We start from the raw sequence: 16,725 nt of genomic DNA on the forward strand, positions 1-16,725 counted from the left end.
TTGCCTGCGGCTTCGGGCTTTGTCATAAGCGACGATCGGAGGCAAAAAGCGATGTCGGCAAAGATTGTGCCCAGCGTGGATTTCGAGGAGCGCGTCCGCAGCTCGTTCGCGCGCCAGAACGTGATGACGACACTGGGCGCCGAACTCACCAGCGTGACGCCGGGCATCGTCGAGATCGAAATGCCGTTTTCGGATGCGCTGACACAGCAGCATGGTTTCCTGCATGCCGGCATCATCTCGGCCGCGCTCGATTCCGCCTGCGGCTATGCCGCCTTCTCGCTGATGCCGGAAAACGCCGCCGTGCTCACCATCGAGTTCAAGGTCAACCTGCTCGCGCCCGGCAAGGGCGAGCGTTTCCTGTTCCGCGGGTCCGTCACGAAACCCGGCCGCACCATCATCGTCGCCGACGGCCAGGCCTATGCCTTCGCCGCCGACGGCGAGGCAAAACTCATCGCCACCATGACCGGCACGATGATGACGGTCACCGGGCGGCAAGGCATCGAAGGCTGAACGTCAGAATTCGGGCTTGCCGCGCAGCGTCGGCCGCCTGAAAGCCGCCCTCGCCTCTTCGATCGGGGCGCGGCAATGGCAGCCCTCGATATGGTCGTTGACCAGCCCCATCGCCTGCATGAAGGCGTAGACCGTCGTCGGGCCGACAAAACTCCAGCCGCGTTTCTTCAGCTCCTTCGAGATTTTTGCCGACACCTCGGTCTTCGGCATGACGACCACCGCCGCATGATCCACCGTCGACGGCCGCTCGCCGGCCCGCGGCTCGAACTGCCAGAACCAGGCCGCCAGCGACCCCGCCTCGGCAATCAATTCCCTGGCGCGCCGCGCATTGTTGATGGTCGATTCGATCTTGCCGCGATGGCGGATGATGCCGGCATCCTTGAGCAGCCGCTCGACATCCGCCGCGCCGAATTCGGCCACCTTGTCGAAGTCGAAACCGGCAAAGGCTGCGCGAAAATTTTCGCGCTTGCGCAGGATCGTCAGCCACGACAGGCCCGACTGGAAACCCTCCAGGCAAATCTTTTCGAACAGCCGGCGGTCGTCGGTGACCGGGCGGCCCCATTCGTTGTCGTGATAATGCCTGTAGTCCGCCAGATCACCCGCCCAGGCGCAGCGGATCAAGCCGTCCGAACCCTCGATCAATCCCGTCATGCCGTCGCTCCTGCCGAAACCCTTGGTTAACGGGCCTATTGGCCTGTTGACCGCGCCTTTACCAAATCGCTGAACGCGCCGGTAACCACACTGAAAGGTTTACGGAAATCCCGGCTTTTTAAGCAACCCGATTCACTTTTCGGTTTCCGATTGCCGTCACGCTCCTGACATGACGGAGCGAGAGCGCACCGCCGTGCCACCGTTTCGCGAATTGTGTGTTGACGAGTACGCGCAAGATGAAAAGCAGCATTCTTCTTTTAACCTCGGCCTTGTTTGTCGGCCTCACCATGGCGCCGGCCAGCGCCAATGACCGCTACGCGCAGCGTCCGCCGGTCGTCGTCAGCCCCGACCTGTCGGCCCCATGGGTCATGCAGCTCGGCAGCCAGCCCGGCCGCAAGATCGTGCGCGGCAATGCCGACTACGGTGTCCGTGTCCAGCCTGGCACGCAGCAGCGGCGCGTGATGCGCGGCGAGCCCGCGCCGCAGACGCGCCGCGTCGCGCGCAACCAGGGCTTCAACTGGTTCGGCCAGGACCCGGTCCGCACCGCCGCCGTTCCGGCGCCACGCAGGAAGCAGATCCAGCCGCAGATGGACCCGATCTATCTGCCGCAGCAGGTCGAGTATTCGGGATCGGAAAAGCCCGGCACCATCGTCATCGATACCGGCTCGAAATTCCTCTACCTCGTCGAGTCCGGCGGGAGGGCGCGGCGCTACGGCGTCGGCGTCGGCCAGGAAGGCATGGTCTGGACCGGCACGCAGAAGATCTCGCGCAAGGCGGAATGGCCGGACTGGCGCCCGCCGGGCGAAATGATCGTGCGCGAGCGCGCCAAGGGCCGCAACCTGCCCACCTACATGGCCGGCGGCCCCGAAAATCCGCTCGGCGCGCGCGCCCTCTATCTCGGCGACACGCTCTACCGCATCCATGGCACCAACGCGCCGTGGACCATCGGAACCAATGTGTCGTCGGGCTGCATCCGCCTGCGCAACGAGGACGTGGTCGACCTCTACGAACGGGTCGGCGTCGGCACCAGGGTGGTGGTCATTTAGCTGGACCGGGGAGGCCGCGCACGCGGGGGCGGCGCGGCGCCGGGAAGCGGTTGGGGGACCGCTTCCCTTACCGGGGGGCAAGGGCAGCGCGGGCGACCGCGCTGCCCTTTCGCATTGCACCAAAGATGTCTGGCCAGCGGCCCCGCCACGCTATATTGACGTGGCACGTCCTTGCCGTGCCCGCCGGACAGGCGCCGGCAGTGACGCCCCCCACTCTCGGAGCATAAGATGCCGACATCCGACGATCACCGATACCTGAAGGGCGCGCCGGTCGCGGCCCGCATCCTCGGGGAGGTGCGCGCCCAGGCGGAACGCGCCACAGCCGAGGGGTTCCGGCCGAAACTGGTCTCGATCACCGTCGGCGATGTGGCCGCCGTCGATGTCTATGTCCGCAACCAGCGTTCGAAGGCCGAAGCCGCCGGCATCGATTTCGACGAGCGGCGCTTTCCCGCCGACATCTCGGCCGGCCAGTTGGAAGCCGCCATCAGCGGAATGAACCTCGATCCGCGCGTCACCGGCATCATCATCCAGCGACCGGTGCCAGCCCATATTCCGATCAAGGCGATCCAGGGCGCGATCCATCCGCTCAAGGACGTGGAGGGCATGCATCCCGCTTCGATCGGCAACATCGTCTACAACGAACTCGATCTCGCGCCTTGCACGGCGGCGGCGTCCGTCGAGATGCTGAAGGCGACGGGCCTCGACCTCAGGGGTCTCGAAGTTGTCGTCGTCGGCCACTCCGAGATCGTCGGCAAGCCGATTGCCTTCCTGCTGATGAGCGAAGGCGCCACGGTGACGGTCTGCCACCACATGACACGATCCGTCGCCGCCCACGCCCGCCGCGCCGACGCGCTGTTCGTGGCCGTTGGCAAGCCACGGCTGATCAAGGCCGACATGGTCAAGCCGGGAGCCGCCGTGATCGACATCGGTATCAACAGCGAAACCACAGCCGACGGCGGTACGCGCATCGTCGGCGACGTCGACACCGAGAGCGTCAAGGAAGTCGCGTCCTGGATCACGCCGGTGCCGGGCGGCGTCGGACCTGTCACCGTCGCAATCCTGCTGCGCAACACCATGGTGGCGCTCGAGCGCCAGCGGGAGCACTATCGCTCGACCTACCAGGCGGGCACGGTCACCACCCTGCGCAAAGCCGGCTGAAGCACGCGGGCTAGGCCCCTCAAATTTGGCTGCCAAACGGGCGCGGCTTCGCTCCACCGACCGATAGCCGGCGCGCTTCAATGCGATCCGTTGGACAATAGCGGATCTATGTCGGGCGCTGGGATCGCAAGCGGACGGCTCGTCCTCAGCCGTCGCTTCGGTGCCGCCCTTGTCAGCATCCGTCAGGATTGTTTTCCGGAAAGTTGTCCCCGCCCTTCCCTTTCGCAGCGATAATCTCGCCGCGTGTTGGAAGGAAGCGGCGATGGACTGGAATGCGGCGATCGACAAGAACCGGGAGGCTTTGAAGCGCATCCTTGCCATGCTTGTCGGCATGGCCGGGCTGGCTGCCGGTATTGGGCTTGCCGCTGGGGGCGTTGGCGCCGGAGGGCCTGACGCCGGGGACCTTGGCGCTGGGGACCTTGGCGCTGGGGGACAGTTTACTTTGTTTCCGCGGAAGGGCGCGGCCGCTTCAAGGCAGGTGCTGGCGGAAAAAAGTAAACTGTCCCCGGCACTTAACCCGGCACTTACCCTCCCCCGCCATCTCCACCGGGCCATCCTCAAACTGCTGCGTCCGGCCGAGGCGGCGGCGCGCAGGCTGATCGTCGTGGCGGCGCGCGGGCTGGTCTTGCCGCCGCCGTCTCCGCGAAAGCCGAAGCCGAAGAAGCTCGGCCGGCGCAAATTCCGCCGTATCGGCAGGCAGCCGGAAGACCGCCGCGTCCCGGCGCTGCCGCTGTTCGATCCCCTGCCGCCCTGGAACCGCCGGCCCTCGCGGCCGGCACCCTGCGGCGTGCCACGCATCTCGATTGCCGGTTTCGGCGAGCCGGTTCCCGTTGCGGCGCCTCCGTCGCGGAACGACCCGGTCGATGCGACGCGGCTGGCCTTGCGCCTTCAGACGCTGGCCGCGACCCTCGACGACCTGCCGCGTCAGGCCAAACGTTTTGCCCGCTGGCAGGCGCGGCGCGACGCGGCAAGCGCGCAGGATAAGAAAATTCGCGACGCGATGACCGTCGGGGACGGAGACCCCGATGCGATGAGCGAGCATGACAAAATGCTCGCCGCGATCGGCGCGCGGCGCAGAATGCGCAAAGCGGCGACAGCGCGGAGCGGAGACCCTCCCAGGCCGGGCCGGGCTCGCCGAATCTGGCCGCTGAAACCCGGCCGCCCGCCGGGCTGGCGCAGAAAACCCACCCATGACGTCCATGAGGTTCTGGACGTCATGCACGGGCTCGCCTGCTGGGTGCTGCAGTCGCCCGACACGTCGTGACAACGCCGTCTGTGCGACTCGACACCGAGGAATCGATGGCCGGCGCGGATTTTCCGCCGCGCGGCGGCGATATCTATTGTCAGAGGGTTCGGCGATCGTCGGATGACGAAACTGAACAGACCCGCTCAGGATGACACGCACAGGCGAATCGGCGAATCTCGCTGATATCACTCTGTGGCCAGCGATGCTCGAAACTGCCCTTTATCTGCCGGTGAAACATTTCCTCGAAAGCCTAGGCTATTCGGTCAAGGGCGAGGTTGGCGGCTGCGATCTGGTGGCGCTCGGCCCCGACACGCCGCCGGTGGTCGTCATCTGCGAATTGAAGCTGCAGTTCAACCTCGAACTGCTGCTGCAAGGCGTCGACCGCGCCGCCGCCAGCGACGAGGTATGGCTGGCGGCGCGTCTGTCGGCGCGCGGCAAGGGGCGCGAGGCCGACAGGCGTTTCCGCAATCTATGCCGGCGCCTCGGCTTCGGCCTGCTCGGCGTCACCGCCGACGGCGATGTCCAGCTTCTGCTCAGCCCGGCCGCCTTGCCGCCGCGCCGCGATCCGCGCCGGCGCTCGCGGCTGGTCGACGAGCACCGCCGCCGCCAGGGCGATCCGGCAACCGGCGGCGGTTCGCGCGCGCCGATCATGACCGCTTACCGCCAGCAGGCTCTGGCCTGCGCCGCCGCCCTCGCCGAAGGCCCGAAGCGGCCGCGCGACCTCAAGCCCGGCGCGCCGAAGGCCGCCGCGATCCTGCGCCGCAATGTCTATGGCTGGTTCCTGCGGGCGGAAAGGGGCGTCTACGACCTCACCGAGGCCGGACGGATTGCGCTGGAGCGCTGGCCGCAGCCAAGTGTGCAACAGGCGGCGGAGTAGCTGCGGCGTTCTTCAGCTCGGCAATCGACCGTCAATCGCCGCCACCCCCGCCTCCATCACCGCCGTCTCCGGACGTGCTGGAATCGAAACCGTGATCATTCGACGCGACGGAGCCTGACAGCGGCCCGACCAGCCACGGGCGGCTCGAGTTGCGAAACCTGATCCCCAGCCAGATGGCGATCGCGATTGCGATCGGAAGCAGGAGATAAAACAGCGCTCCCATTCCACAACCTCCCCGGCTAGACGCCTTTCGGCTTCGGCCCCCCATAAGCCCAGTCGAGCAGCGCCACCGTATGCACCACCGGCAGCTTCGCCGCGGAAGCGATCTGGGTAATGCAGCCGATATTGCCGGTGGCGACGAGTACCGCGCCCGTCGCCTCGATGTTTTTCACCTTGCGGTCGCGCAGACTTGCCGAAATCTCGGGCTGCAAAATGTTGTAGGTGCCGGCCGAGCCGCAGCACAAATGACCCTCGCGCGGCTCCTTCACGGTGAAGCCGGCGCGGGCAAGCAACTCCTTCGGCTGGCGCGTGATCTTCTGGCCATGCTGCATCGAGCAGGCGGAGTGATAGGCCACCGTCAGGCCCGGCCTGACCGATGGCTCCGGCAGCTCGAGCGCCGCAAGATATTCGGTGACATCCCTGGCCAGCGCCGGGACTTTTGCCGCCTTGTCCGCATAGGCCGGGTCGAGCCGCAGCATGAAGCCATAGTCCTTGATCGTCGTGCCGCAGCCCGAGGCCGTGATGACGATCGCGTCCAGCCCGCCCTGCTCGATCTGCCGCGTCCAGGCGTCGACGTTTTTGCGCGCCGCCGCGAGCGCCGCGTCCTCCTTGCCCATATGATGGACCAGCGCGCCGCAACACCCCTCGCCTTCCGGCACCACGACCTCGACGCCCAGCCGGGTGAGCAGCCGCACCGTGGCCTCGTTGATTCCGGGCTCCAGCACCGACTGCGCGCAGCCGGTGAGCAGCGCCACCCTGCCCCGCTTCTCGCCCCTGGCTCGATGGCGGCCGGGCCGCGACACCGGCGAGGCCGCCGGTACGGATGCGGGTGCCAGCTTCAGCATCGCCGTCAGCGGCTTCAGCGCCGGCACGCCGGCCAGCAGGCCGGCGAACGGCCGCCCGAGCTTCGCCAGCGACAGCGCGGCGCGAAACCGCTTGGGATAAGGCAGCGTGAAGGCGAGCACCTGCCGGATCAGCCGGTCGGCCAGCGGCCGCTTGTAGGTCTCTTCGATATGGGCGCGGGCATGATCGACCAGGTGCATATAGTTCACGCCCGACGGGCAGGTCGTCATGCAGGACAGGCAGGACAGGCAGCGGTCTATATGGGTGACGATTTCCTTGTCGGCCGGCCTGCCGTTCTCCAGCATGTCCTTGACCAGGTAAATTCGTCCGCGCGGGCTGTCGAGCTCATTGCCCAGCGTCACATAGGTCGGGCAGGTCGCGGTGCAGAAGCCGCAATGCACGCATTTGCGCAGGATCTTTTCCGACTCCGCGACATGCGGATCGGCGAGTTGGGCGAGGGAGAAGGTGGTTTGCATCAGCCCATCCGTCCCGGATTGAGGATGTTTTGCGGGTCGAACTGCTCCTTCAGCCGCCGGGACAGTGCGGCCAGCGCCAGCGCTTGCGGCTCGAAGACCGGGATGGCGGCGCGGTCGGCTACGCTGGCGCGTACCAGCGTGGCATGGCCGCCGCCGAATTTTTTTACAAGCCCGCGCAGAAGATCGGCGTCGGGATCGCCTTCCATCCGCAACCAGGCCAGCCCGCCGGCCCAGTCGTAAAAGGCCTCGACCGCCGCCTCCATGCGCAACGCCATCACCGCCTTGTGGGTTTCGCTCGGCGCCATCGACACACGCCAGACCGGTTTTTGGCTCCCGTCGGCGAAGGGCAGGCAGTCGCGGATCACTCGCCAGATCGCCTTGGAGGCGCCGCCGGAAATCTCCTCGAACCCAGCGCCGCCGCCGAAGACGTCGCGCAGATGGTTTACGCGGTAGTCCACCGACGGCCCGAAACCCTCGACGCGCAGCAATGTCGCGGCCGCCTTGAACGCACCGTCGCCGACCCGTCCGGCGGCCGTCTCCGGCAGATGCGCGGCGCCCGACACCTCCGCCGAAGAGCCCATTGCCACTGCCATCGCGGCGACCGCCGCATCGTCAAGCAGGCCCGGCAGCACAAGCGTCGTCTCGGTTTCGGCCGCCGGCAGCACCTTGAAGGTCACATCGGTGGCCACAGCCAGCGTGCCCCATGATCCGGCCATCGCCTTGGAAAGATCATAGCCGGTGACGTTCTTGACCACGCGCCCGCCCGACTTGAAGGCCTCGCCGCGTCCCGACACCGCATGGATGCCAAGGATGTGGTCGCGCGCGGCCCCCGCCTTGATCCGCCTCGGCCCGGAAAGGTTTGCCGCCAGCGCACCGCCGATCGTGCCGCGCCCTGCCGCGCTACCCAGCAGCGGGCCGAAATCCATGGGCTCGAAGGCAAGTTCCTGGCCGCGTTCGACCAGAAGGTTCTCGATCTCGGAGAGCGTCGTACCGGCTCTGGCGGACAAAACCAGTTCCTCGGGCTCGTAAAGCGTGACGCCCGTGAGCCCTGACAGGTCGAGCGCGTGTTCCGTCTGCGGCGGCCGGCCGATGCCGCGCTTGGAGCCATGGCCCAGCACTTCCAGCGGCGCGTTTTCCGCAACCGCCCATTGGACCACGGACAAGACCTCGCCGGCAGATGTGGGCGTGAAAGTAGTCATGAGCGGCACCCGCGGCTCGGCGTTTCGCCCACCCTTCTTACAGTGCCGCGCCTCATCCTAGCCACCTCTCCCCCATTTCGCGAGCACGAGGAATCCAAGTCCTGCGAACGCCTCATCAGCGCTTGGCCCATTGGCGACAACCGTTGCTCATCCTCAAAATCGCGGAATGTCCGGGAACGGCAATTTTCCGCCGGAAATGTGCATCCGGCCGAGTTCAGCGCAGCGGCGCAGTTGCGGGAACACTTTTCCGGGGTTGAGCAGGTGGTTGGGATCGAAGGCGCATTTGACGCGCATCTGCTGGTCGAGATCGATCTCGTTGAACATTTCGGGCATCAGGTCGCGCTTTTCGACGCCCACGCCGTGTTCGCCGGTCAAGACGCCGCCGACTTTTACGCAGAGCCGCAATATGTCGGCGCCAAAGCCTTCCGCCTTTTCCAGTTCCCCGGGCTTGTTGGCATCGTAGAGGATCAGCGGATGGAGGTTGCCGTCGCCCGCGTGGAAGACGTTGGCGACCCGCAGGCCGTATTGCTCCGACAGCTCGCGCATGCCGGCCAGCACGCGCGGCAGTTCCTTGCGCGGAATGGTGCCGTCCATGCAGTAATAATCCGGCGAGATGCGACCGACGGCCGGGAACGCCGCCTTACGGCCCGCCCAGAAGGAAAGCCGTTCCTGATCCGAAGTCGAGATGCGGCACGTGGTGGAACCGTTGCTGTGGGCGATGGCTTCGACCCGGCCGATCAGGTGGTCGACCTCGACGCCCGGCCCGTCCAGTTCGACGATCAGCAGCGCCTCGCATTCCAGCGGGTAGCCGGCATGGACAAAATCCTCGGCGGCGCGGATCGCCGGCCGGTCCATCATCTCCATGCCGCCGGGGATGATGCCGGCGCCAATGATATCGGCGACGCATTGGCCGCCCTGCTCGCTGGTCGGAAAGCCGATCAGCAGCGCGCGCGCCGTCTCCGGCTTCTTCAAAATACGCACGGTCACCTCGGTGACGACGCCTAGCAGCCCCTCGGAGCCGGTCATGACGCCGAGCAGGTCGTAACCTTCCGCATCCAGATGTTTTCCGCCGAGACGCACCACCTCGCCACTCATCAGCACCATCTCGATGCCGAGCACATTGTTGGCGGTCAGCCCGTATTTCAGGCAGTGCACGCCGCCGGAGTTTTCCGCGACATTGCCGCCAATCGAGCAGGCGATCTGCGAGGACGGGTCCGGTGCGTAGTAAAAGCCTTCGTCCTCGACGGCGCGCGTTATGCCGAGATTGGTCACGCCCGGCTGCACCACCGCGACGCGATTGAGATAGTCGATCTCCAGAATCTCGTTGAAGCGGCTCATCACCAGCAGCACCGCATCCTCCAGCGGCAGCGCGCCGCCGGAGAGCGAGGTGCCCGAGCCGCGGGGAACGACGCGGATGTTGCGCTCGTCGCAATATTTGAGGATTTTCGAGACCTGCTTCGTCGTCTCGGGCAGCACGACCACCAGCGGCAGTTGCCGATAGGCGGTCAACCCGTCGCTCTCGAAGGCGCGCATCTCGTTGACGGTGTCGACCACGCCCTCGCCGGGAACGATCCGCCTGATATCGGCGACGATCTCCGCACGCCGCCGCAACGTCGCGGCATCGGGGGTCGGCATGGCTAGTCCGGACATTTTGCGCGGCCCTGGCGAGCGAGTGGTAAAAATCTTTTACCAGCAATTGGGGAGCACGGCAAGCAATCGCAAGCGGTGCGATCTAGAAGCTATCTCAAGGACTTAGTGTTTTGCGGCGCCGTCCTGTTCGCGGTGCGAGCGGCGGATTCGGCGTACACCCCACCACACGGCGAGGATCGCCAGCGGCACCGAAGCCGCAGTGACCAGTTCCGGCTTCACCTCGAGGCCGAAAATGGAAAAGCCCTTGGCCAGATAACCAACCAAGCCGACGACATAATAGGAGACAGCGGCGACGGACAGGCCCTCGACCGTCTGCTGCAGGCGCAGTTGCAGCCGGGCGCGGTTGTTCATGGAGGCAAGCAGATCACGGTTCTGCTTTTCGACCTCGACGTCGACCCAGGTGCGCAGCAGCGTCGTAGCGCGGCTAAGTTTTTGCGAAAGACCGGTTTGCCGTCCTTCCACCGACTGGCAGGTGCGCATGGCAGGCGCGACACGCCGCTGCAAAAATCCCGCCCAGGTGTCATAACCCGCGACAGTCTCTTCGCCGAGCGCCGCCAGACGCTCCTGCACGATACCGTCATAGGCGCGGCTGGCGCCAAAACGGTAGAGACTGGCGGCGGCGTCGGCTTCCAATTCCGCAGCAAGTTCAGTAAGTTCGGCCAGAAGCGCCTGGCTGTCCCGGCGATCGGCGGCGCGCATGGCGCCGGTGATCTCGGCAAGCCGGTCCTCTATCCGGCGCAGCCGCCCCGACAGCGACTGCGCCAGCGGCAGGCCAAGCATGGCAAGCGTCCTATAGGTCTCGATCTCGATCAGGCGCTGGGCCAGCGCGCCGCGACGCGACGCGGTCAGTCCCCGGTCGAGCACCAGGATGCGGGTCAATCCGTCGCCGTCCTGGCGAAAATCGGTGACGATGGCGGCCAGACCATTCTCGGCCAGCGAATAACAAAGGCTCTCGGCATCGAAGGAATCAATCAGCGCCTGGTTGGAAGGGATCCAGTCGCGAATTTCCAGCCGGATGCCGGAGACCACCGTTCCAGGCGGCGAAAAACCGTTGCCGAAGGGTGAATCCTCGCTCATGCGCTCGCCAAGCGGTCCCTCCCACAGATAGGTCGAGAATTCGGTATGCCGCTCCCAGCGCAGCGTGCCCCTGCCCCATCTCATGGCGTGATGGCGGGCCTGCCTGTCGGGCGCGGCGATGCCGAGCCGGCGCGACAGTTCGGAGAGCACCGCGTGATCGACGCTGCCACCGGCCTCGGTCATGAAGGACAACTGTATGAGGACGCGCGGTTTTTCGATCAGCGGATGGGGACGCGCATGGACCTCGCCGATAGCGCCGGGGCGGCCCTCATGGGCGGCGAAACCCATCACCGTGCCGGTAACAGGCGGGACTAGGTTCAGTCGAATTGGCTCGGCAGCCACGATGTTTGCTCCGTGCGCCTACAACCTCTTCCTTATCGGCCCACGAGACCTTCAAGCCAATGGCGAATTTATTTCGCGCCGCACAATATTTCTTTCGCGCTGCAACATAGACATGTTCCAATCTATGTCCCTCCAGCAAGCTACTGAAAAACAGCCCGCCGCATCAGGATTGCCGCTGCACGACATTGCCTTGCCGTAGACAGGCCCCAATGGGGCAATCCCGATCTCCGACGGCGGTGGCGGAGCCACCAAAGCCTGAGTGGATAATTTATTTGACCAATTGTGGAGCATCCTCCTATGGTCGATGGAGTCACCGGATACAGCCGCTTGAACGAACTTTTCTCAAGGATCGAACACTCGCGGACCGCCGACGAGGTCGTGCAGCAGATCGAGAGCCTGATCCTCGAAGGTGTGCTACGCAGCGGTGACCGGCTGCCCGGTGAACGCGAGTTGGCACGGCAGTTCGAGGTGTCGCGGCCGATCCTGCGCGATGCACTGAAGGCGGTCGAGGCGCGCGGGCTGATCGTCACCCGGCATGGCGGCGGCACGCATGTCGCGGATGTCGTCGGCCAGGTCTTCGCCCCACCGGTCGCGGAACTGATCGTCAGCCACTCCAGGGCGCGGGTGGACTATCTTGAATACCGCCGCGAGATCGAGGGTATCGCCGCCGAATATGCGGCGCGGCGCATCACCGACGACGATCGCGCGCTGTTGGACGGCATCATGGCTCGGATGACCCAGGCGCACGAGCGCGGCGATTTTTCGGAGCAGGCGGAGATAGACGTCGAGTTCCACCATGCGATCGGCGAATGCGCGCACAACATCGTGCTGCTGCACACGCTGCGCGCCTGCTACAAACTGCTTTCGGACGGGGTGTTCGAGAACCGGCTGATCGTCTTCACCATGGCCGACGCGCGCGAAAAACTGCTCGCCCAGCATCGGGCAATCCACGCGGCGGTGGTTGGCGGCTACCCGGCGGCGGCGCGGCAGGCCGCGATGGACCACATCACCTTCATCGAACAGGCAATGGCACAGGCCGAGCGCACCGGCGAATGGCAGCGTGTTTCCCGGCTAAGGCTGCGGCAGCGGCTCGACGGCGACAGACGGGCCGGGAAATGAGCGCGTGCATACGGCTGTTCGATCGGGCAGCGCACGCCGGAAAAGTCGGAGCAGCCGTCAATTCCGGCGACGTCGATTAGGATCCGATGCCCGGCGCTCATGGCTCGCGCACCGAATAATCTTGTGGCAAACGAAGCGGCATGACTGACGGAATCCATTATCTCGACGCGCGCGGGCCGGACGGCGTCCGCCTTTACGCCATCGGCGACGTGCACGGCCGGCTGGATCTGCTCGAAAAAATGCATGAGCGCATCGCTGGCGAGATCGAGCGTGACCGGCCGGCGGACTGGCGTATCATCCATCTCGGCGACTATGTCGACAGAGGCCCGGCATCGCGTGGCGTTCTGGCCTTCCTGATCGCCGCCCGCCGGCGCGACGAGCGGATGATCACGCTCGCCGGCAATCACGATATCGGGTTTCTGGATTTCCTGGTGGCGCCGTCGAAGGAGTCTCTGTTCATGCAGTTCGGCGGCATCGAGACCGCGGCGTCGTACGATGTGCGGTTCGGACGGTTCTTTCGCGATCTCGACCGCTTTCACGCCGACCTGGTGCAGGCGGTTCCGCCGGAGCATGTCGGTTTCATCCGCTCCCGCAGGTTCAGCGTTTCGTTCGGCGACTTCTTCTTCTGCCATGCCGGTATCCGGCCGGGCATACCGCTCGACCGGCAGATATCAGACGATCTGATCTGGATCAGGAACGAGTTCCTGCACCATCCGAACCTTCATCCGAAGGTCGTGGTGCATGGCCATACGATCACACGCGAGCCGGAAGTGTTGGCCAATCGAGTCAATGTCGACACCGGCGCATGGCGTTCCGGGGTGCTCACAGCGCTGGTGATCGAGGGCGCTGAAAAGCGCCTGATGACCGCGCAGGCCTGATTTTTGGAGAGTGCCGCCCGGCAGTACCGGGCTTGGCAGTCGATTAGTGGGTGGCGGCGACCACGCCGTAGCCGTCGACGACAACCTGCTGGCTGCCGGCATCGACCGAATAGACGCCCATCCCGAACAGGACGATGGCGACAAGCATGGCAAAGGAAAGAAGCGCGGAACGCACAGCGGTGATCTCGGTTGAATTCTCTTAAAGTCTTACGGGCGCACGGTTACGATTGTGTTTCCAATCCGCAGGAATAAGCGCGGAATCGGCTCCGTGGTTCCATGAAGGCGCCGCCTTCTAGGCTGAGACGCCGGGTAAATCGACCGTAAAGTTAACGTTTGCTGAAGAGTAACCGGCGAGCGTGACGTTTATGCCACGGGCATCCCGCGGGCATGGCGACCTAAGCTTGCGGCGCCGGGATCGCCGCGACCCAGGCGCGCGCCAATGCCAGTCCCGCCGCGTCGGCGCCGGGACCATGGCGGGCGGCCTCGGCCTCGAAACGCCCCAGCCAGTCCGGCTGATTCTCGGCGATGGTTTTGGCGAAGGCAGCGTTCCATTCGCGCACCAATTTCCGGTCGGCTTCGAAATGGAACTGCACGCCATAGGTGGCGCGGCCGACCCGGAACGCCTGGCTGCTGGCCACGCCGCTCGAAGCAAGATGCAATGCGCCGTCGGGAATGGAGAAGGTGTCGTCGTGCCACTGAAAAATCGAAAAGTCGCGCGGCGCGTGGCGCAGCACCGGGTCGGCCGTGCCCTCGTCGGTCAGGCTGACCGAGCACCAACCGAATTCGCTGGCGCCGCCGATCTGGTTTTTGCCGCCGAAAGCGCGGGCCAGAAGCTGGCTGCCGAGGCAGATGCCCAGCACCGCCTTGTCCTTGCCCGAGAAATCGCGGGCCAGGTCGAGCAAGGAAGGGATGTAGGGGTATTCGTCGTCGGCAAGCGCGTTCTGGCCGCCTCCGAGGATGACGGCGGCATCGTAGCCGTCGGAATTCTCCGGCAGCGCGTCACCACGATGCGCCATGCGCAGGTCAATCTCCGCGCGTGCCTCATCGAGCGCGGTCGCCACCTGGCCCAACCCGCTGCCGTCGTAATTCTGGATGACAAGAACCCGCATCAGAGCAATGTCCGACCAGATTGAACCACTCTGCCGGGCCGGTTAGGGCCAAATCCTTCGGGCTTCGTCTCGACCGTACCGCCGGTACGGCCATTCGACGCAGCCCTCGACCTTGGCCCAAACCGTCTCCGGCAGAGTGGTTCAATCTGGTCGGACATTGCTCACCCGCCTGTTTCGGAATGCAACCCTGCTGGCGTTCGATATCATGCGACCCGATCGGAATGAATAGACCAGAACGGAACCTTGCCATGCCGCTGCAGAACCGCGTCGACCCGTTCGGCGAAATCCATGCCGTGGCGGCCCGCGGGCAATTCACGGGAAACCGTGGCGTCATCCACGACCCGGAGACGAAGACGTTGCTCAAGCGCCGCTGGACGACCAAGGCGTGGCTGATCTGCGAATGCGATTTTCGGGGCCGCAAGCGCGAGGTCATGGGGCGCAACGCGCCGTCCGGCAATGCCGGGTGGACGGAGCTTTTCTTCCTCGACGAGGTGACGGCGTTGGCCGCTGGCCACCGCCCCTGCTTTTATTGCCGGCGCGAGCGGGCGGCACAGTTTTCCGACTGTTTCGCCGCCGGGAACGGGTTTTTGGGGCCGAAAGTGACCGAGATCGACGCGGTTCTGCATGGGCAGCGCGTGTCGTCGGGCAGTATCCCCAGGCAATTGACCCCGGAAGAGGCCGCAGAATTGCCGGACGGCACGATGGTTTTCCACGATCGCGTCGCATACGCACTCCGCGGTGGGCGGGCGTTGCGCTGGTCGTTCGAGGGTTATGCCGACGCCGGCACGCTTGAAAGGCTCGGCACGCCCCGCCTGCTCACGCCGCTGGCGACGGTGGCCGCGCTTCGGCACGGATATCAGCCGGCGTGGGGTGCCATGAGCGGATAGGCCGGCGGCCCCGACTCTTCGGCTTGACGTCGATCTTTTCATGTATCATATGAAGTTACATGAGACACGACAGCCGGCTTTCGGCCACCCTTCACGCGTTGCTGCATATGGCCGAACAGGATCTGCCGATGACCTCCGGCGAACTCGCCACCTGCATGGGCACCAACCCGGTGGTGGTGCGGCGCACCATGGCGGGCCTGCGCGAGGCCGGTTTCGTGCGTTCCGAAAAGGGCCATGGCGGCGGCTGGGAGATCGCCTGCGACCTGTCGGCTGTGACGCTGAGGGACATCTACGATGCCCTGGGCGCGCCGACCCTGCTGGCGATCGGGGTGCATATCGAAAGCCCGTCCTGTCTGGTCGAGCAGGCGGTCAACCGGGCGCTGACCCCGGCCTTCGCCGAGGCCGAGGCGCTGCTGATCAGCCGCCTGGGCACGGTGACGCTGGCGGCGCTGGCGGATGATTTCCGGCGCAACACCGCCGCCCATCGCATTCGAAAAGAGGAATGAGCTTGATGTTCGACGCGATCATAGTCGGCGGCAGTTACGCCGGTCTCTCCGCCGCCTTGCAGTTGGCGCGGGCGCGGCGAAAGCTGCTTGTCATAGACGGCGGCCAGCGCCGCAACCGTTTTGCAAAAACCTCGCACGGTTTTCTCGGCCAGGACGGCCGGGCGTCCGGCGACATCGTGGCCGACGCCCGCGCCCAATTGCTGGCTTATCCGACCGTACGCTGGCTCGATGGCATCGCCCTCTCCGCCACATCCTCGGACAAGGCTTTTTCCGTCGCCATCGCCGACGAACAGGCGTTCGAGACCAGGCGGCTGCTGCTGGCGGGCGGCGTCACCGACGAATTGCCCGATATTCCCGGCCTGGCCGAGCGCTGGGGCAGAAGCGTGTTCCACTGCCCTTATTGCCATTGCTATGAACTCGGCGACGGGCCGATCGGCGTGCTCGGCGTCTCACCCGCCTCCCTTCACCATGCGCTGATGCTGCCCGACTGGGGCAGAACGACGCTGTTCGTCACCGACGCCTTTCCGCTGGACGACGACCGCATGGATGACCTGAAACGGCGCGGCGTATCCGTCGAACGCGAAAAGGTCGTCGCAATCTCCGGCGACAGGGCGGACGTCGAACTTGCCGACGGCCGCGTGGTGCCCGTCGCCGGCCTGTTCACGGCGACCCGCACCCGCCCTACCGGAACACTGGCGGAGAAACTGGGCTGCGCGTTCGACGACGGGCCGATGGGACAGTTCATCCGCACCGACGCTGTCAAGGAAACCACCGTGCCCGGCGTGTTCGCCGCCGGCGACGCGGCGCGCGGAGCAGGCAATGTCGCGCTGGCGGTCGGCGACGGCGCGATGGCTGGCGCAGGCGTCCATCAATCGCTGATTTTTCGCGGCGATTGACGCCTCGGTCTTTCCTGCTTGAAGAAAAATCAAATC

The 16,725-nt window shown here is 65.5% G+C and carries 18 protein-coding genes; 10 read left to right on the plus strand and 8 right to left on the minus strand.

Annotated features, from left to right (window positions below; genetic code table 11):
- The first annotated feature begins 51 nt into the window (after nt 1–51).
- Nucleotides 52–510 (plus strand): PaaI family thioesterase, encoded by a 459-nt coding sequence (locus tag ABMA59_RS20815; protein WP_349007310.1) that lies wholly within the window; start codon nt 52–54, stop codon nt 508–510.
- A gap of 3 nt (nt 511–513) precedes the next feature.
- Here the strand turns inward: ABMA59_RS20815 and ABMA59_RS20820 are convergent, their stop codons facing one another.
- The gene (locus tag ABMA59_RS20820) at nt 514–1,161 is read right to left on the minus strand and encodes a DNA-3-methyladenine glycosylase I (protein ID WP_349007311.1); all 648 of its coding nucleotides are present in this window, start codon (nt 1,159–1,161) and stop codon (nt 514–516) included.
- Between the two features lie 236 nt (nt 1,162–1,397).
- Here ABMA59_RS20820 and ABMA59_RS20825 point away from each other — a divergent pair, with 236 nt between their 5' ends.
- The 4 genes from ABMA59_RS20825 to ABMA59_RS20840 all read left to right on the plus strand — a co-directional run bounded on the left by ABMA59_RS20825 (nt 1,398) and on the right by ABMA59_RS20840 (nt 5,488).
- Nucleotides 1,398–2,207, plus strand: coding sequence for a L,D-transpeptidase (locus ABMA59_RS20825; protein WP_349007312.1), 810 nt, complete (start codon nt 1,398–1,400; stop codon nt 2,205–2,207).
- A 228-nt stretch (nt 2,208–2,435) separates the two neighbouring features.
- Nucleotides 2,436–3,365 carry a bifunctional 5,10-methylenetetrahydrofolate dehydrogenase/5,10-methenyltetrahydrofolate cyclohydrolase gene (locus ABMA59_RS20830; protein ID WP_349007313.1) on the plus strand — a complete coding sequence of 310 codons (930 nt, stop codon included), beginning with the start codon at nt 2,436–2,438 and terminating at the stop codon, nt 3,363–3,365.
- A 262-nt stretch (nt 3,366–3,627) separates the two neighbouring features.
- The gene (locus ABMA59_RS20835) at nt 3,628–4,629 is read left to right on the plus strand and encodes a hypothetical protein (RefSeq protein ID WP_349007314.1); all 1,002 of its coding nucleotides are present in this window, start codon (nt 3,628–3,630) and stop codon (nt 4,627–4,629) included.
- Between the two features lie 184 nt (nt 4,630–4,813).
- Nucleotides 4,814–5,488, plus strand: a complete 675-nt coding sequence (locus ABMA59_RS20840; RefSeq protein WP_349007315.1) for a DUF2161 domain-containing phosphodiesterase — start codon at nt 4,814–4,816, stop codon at nt 5,486–5,488.
- 31 nt (nt 5,489–5,519) lie between these two features.
- On the opposite strand, the gene ABMA59_RS20845 is transcribed toward ABMA59_RS20840, so the two are convergent.
- The 5 genes from ABMA59_RS20845 to ABMA59_RS20865 all read right to left on the minus strand — a co-directional run bounded on the left by ABMA59_RS20845 (nt 5,520) and on the right by ABMA59_RS20865 (nt 11,240).
- The gene (locus tag ABMA59_RS20845) at nt 5,520–5,711 is read right to left on the minus strand and encodes a hypothetical protein (protein WP_349007316.1); all 192 of its coding nucleotides are present in this window, start codon (nt 5,709–5,711) and stop codon (nt 5,520–5,522) included.
- 16 nt (nt 5,712–5,727) lie between these two features.
- On the minus strand, nt 5,728–7,026 hold the full coding sequence (glcF, locus tag ABMA59_RS20850) for a glycolate oxidase subunit GlcF (RefSeq protein ID WP_349007317.1): 1,299 nt from the start codon (nt 7,024–7,026) through the stop codon (nt 5,728–5,730).
- Nucleotides 7,026–8,225, minus strand: a complete 1,200-nt coding sequence (locus ABMA59_RS20855) for an FAD-binding protein (RefSeq protein ID WP_349007318.1) — start codon at nt 8,223–8,225, stop codon at nt 7,026–7,028. Before ABMA59_RS20855 ends, glcF begins: the two co-directional genes overlap by 1 nt.
- 153 nt (nt 8,226–8,378) lie before the next feature.
- Nucleotides 8,379–9,875 carry an FAD-linked oxidase C-terminal domain-containing protein gene (locus ABMA59_RS20860; RefSeq protein ID WP_349007319.1) on the minus strand — a complete coding sequence of 499 codons (1,497 nt, stop codon included), beginning with the start codon at nt 9,873–9,875 and terminating at the stop codon, nt 8,379–8,381.
- 102 nt (nt 9,876–9,977) lie between these two features.
- Nucleotides 9,978–11,240 (minus strand): DUF3422 family protein, encoded by a 1,263-nt coding sequence (locus ABMA59_RS20865; protein WP_349007441.1) that lies wholly within the window; start codon nt 11,238–11,240, stop codon nt 9,978–9,980.
- A 381-nt stretch (nt 11,241–11,621) separates the two neighbouring features.
- Here ABMA59_RS20865 and ABMA59_RS20870 point away from each other — a divergent pair, with 381 nt between their 5' ends.
- Both ABMA59_RS20870 and ABMA59_RS20875 read left to right on the plus strand, forming a co-directional pair.
- The gene (locus tag ABMA59_RS20870; RefSeq protein WP_349007320.1) at nt 11,622–12,413 is read left to right on the plus strand and encodes an FCD domain-containing protein; all 792 of its coding nucleotides are present in this window, start codon (nt 11,622–11,624) and stop codon (nt 12,411–12,413) included.
- A gap of 140 nt (nt 12,414–12,553) precedes the next feature.
- Nucleotides 12,554–13,291: a metallophosphoesterase gene (locus ABMA59_RS20875; protein WP_349007321.1), complete on the plus strand. Its 738-nt coding sequence runs from the start codon at nt 12,554–12,556 to the stop codon at nt 13,289–13,291.
- A gap of 43 nt (nt 13,292–13,334) precedes the next feature.
- Here ABMA59_RS20875 and ABMA59_RS20880 read toward each other — a convergent pair whose 3' ends face one another.
- Nucleotides 13,335–13,466, minus strand: coding sequence for a hypothetical protein (locus ABMA59_RS20880; RefSeq protein ID WP_349007322.1), 132 nt, complete (start codon nt 13,464–13,466; stop codon nt 13,335–13,337).
- Between the two features lie 220 nt (nt 13,467–13,686).
- Nucleotides 13,687–14,400 carry a type 1 glutamine amidotransferase gene (locus ABMA59_RS20885; protein WP_349007323.1) on the minus strand — a complete coding sequence of 238 codons (714 nt, stop codon included), beginning with the start codon at nt 14,398–14,400 and terminating at the stop codon, nt 13,687–13,689.
- 248 nt (nt 14,401–14,648) lie between these two features.
- On the opposite strand from ABMA59_RS20885, the gene ABMA59_RS20890 reads away from it, so the two are divergent.
- From ABMA59_RS20890 to ABMA59_RS20900, 3 genes are read left to right on the plus strand one after another with little or no spacing between them, the layout of a single operon-like run.
- Nucleotides 14,649–15,287, plus strand: a complete 639-nt coding sequence (locus ABMA59_RS20890; protein ID WP_349007324.1) for a hypothetical protein — start codon at nt 14,649–14,651, stop codon at nt 15,285–15,287.
- A gap of 59 nt (nt 15,288–15,346) precedes the next feature.
- Nucleotides 15,347–15,793 (plus strand): Rrf2 family transcriptional regulator, encoded by a 447-nt coding sequence (locus ABMA59_RS20895; protein WP_349007325.1) that lies wholly within the window; start codon nt 15,347–15,349, stop codon nt 15,791–15,793.
- Nucleotides 15,794–15,795: 2 nt separating this feature from the next.
- Nucleotides 15,796–16,689 (plus strand): NAD(P)/FAD-dependent oxidoreductase, encoded by an 894-nt coding sequence (locus ABMA59_RS20900; RefSeq protein WP_349007442.1) that lies wholly within the window; start codon nt 15,796–15,798, stop codon nt 16,687–16,689.
- The last annotated feature ends 36 nt before the right edge of the window (nt 16,690–16,725 follow it).

Source organism: Mesorhizobium yinganensis (assembly GCF_040081985.1).
Classification (GTDB): domain Bacteria; phylum Pseudomonadota; class Alphaproteobacteria; order Rhizobiales; family Rhizobiaceae; genus Kumtagia; species Kumtagia yinganensis.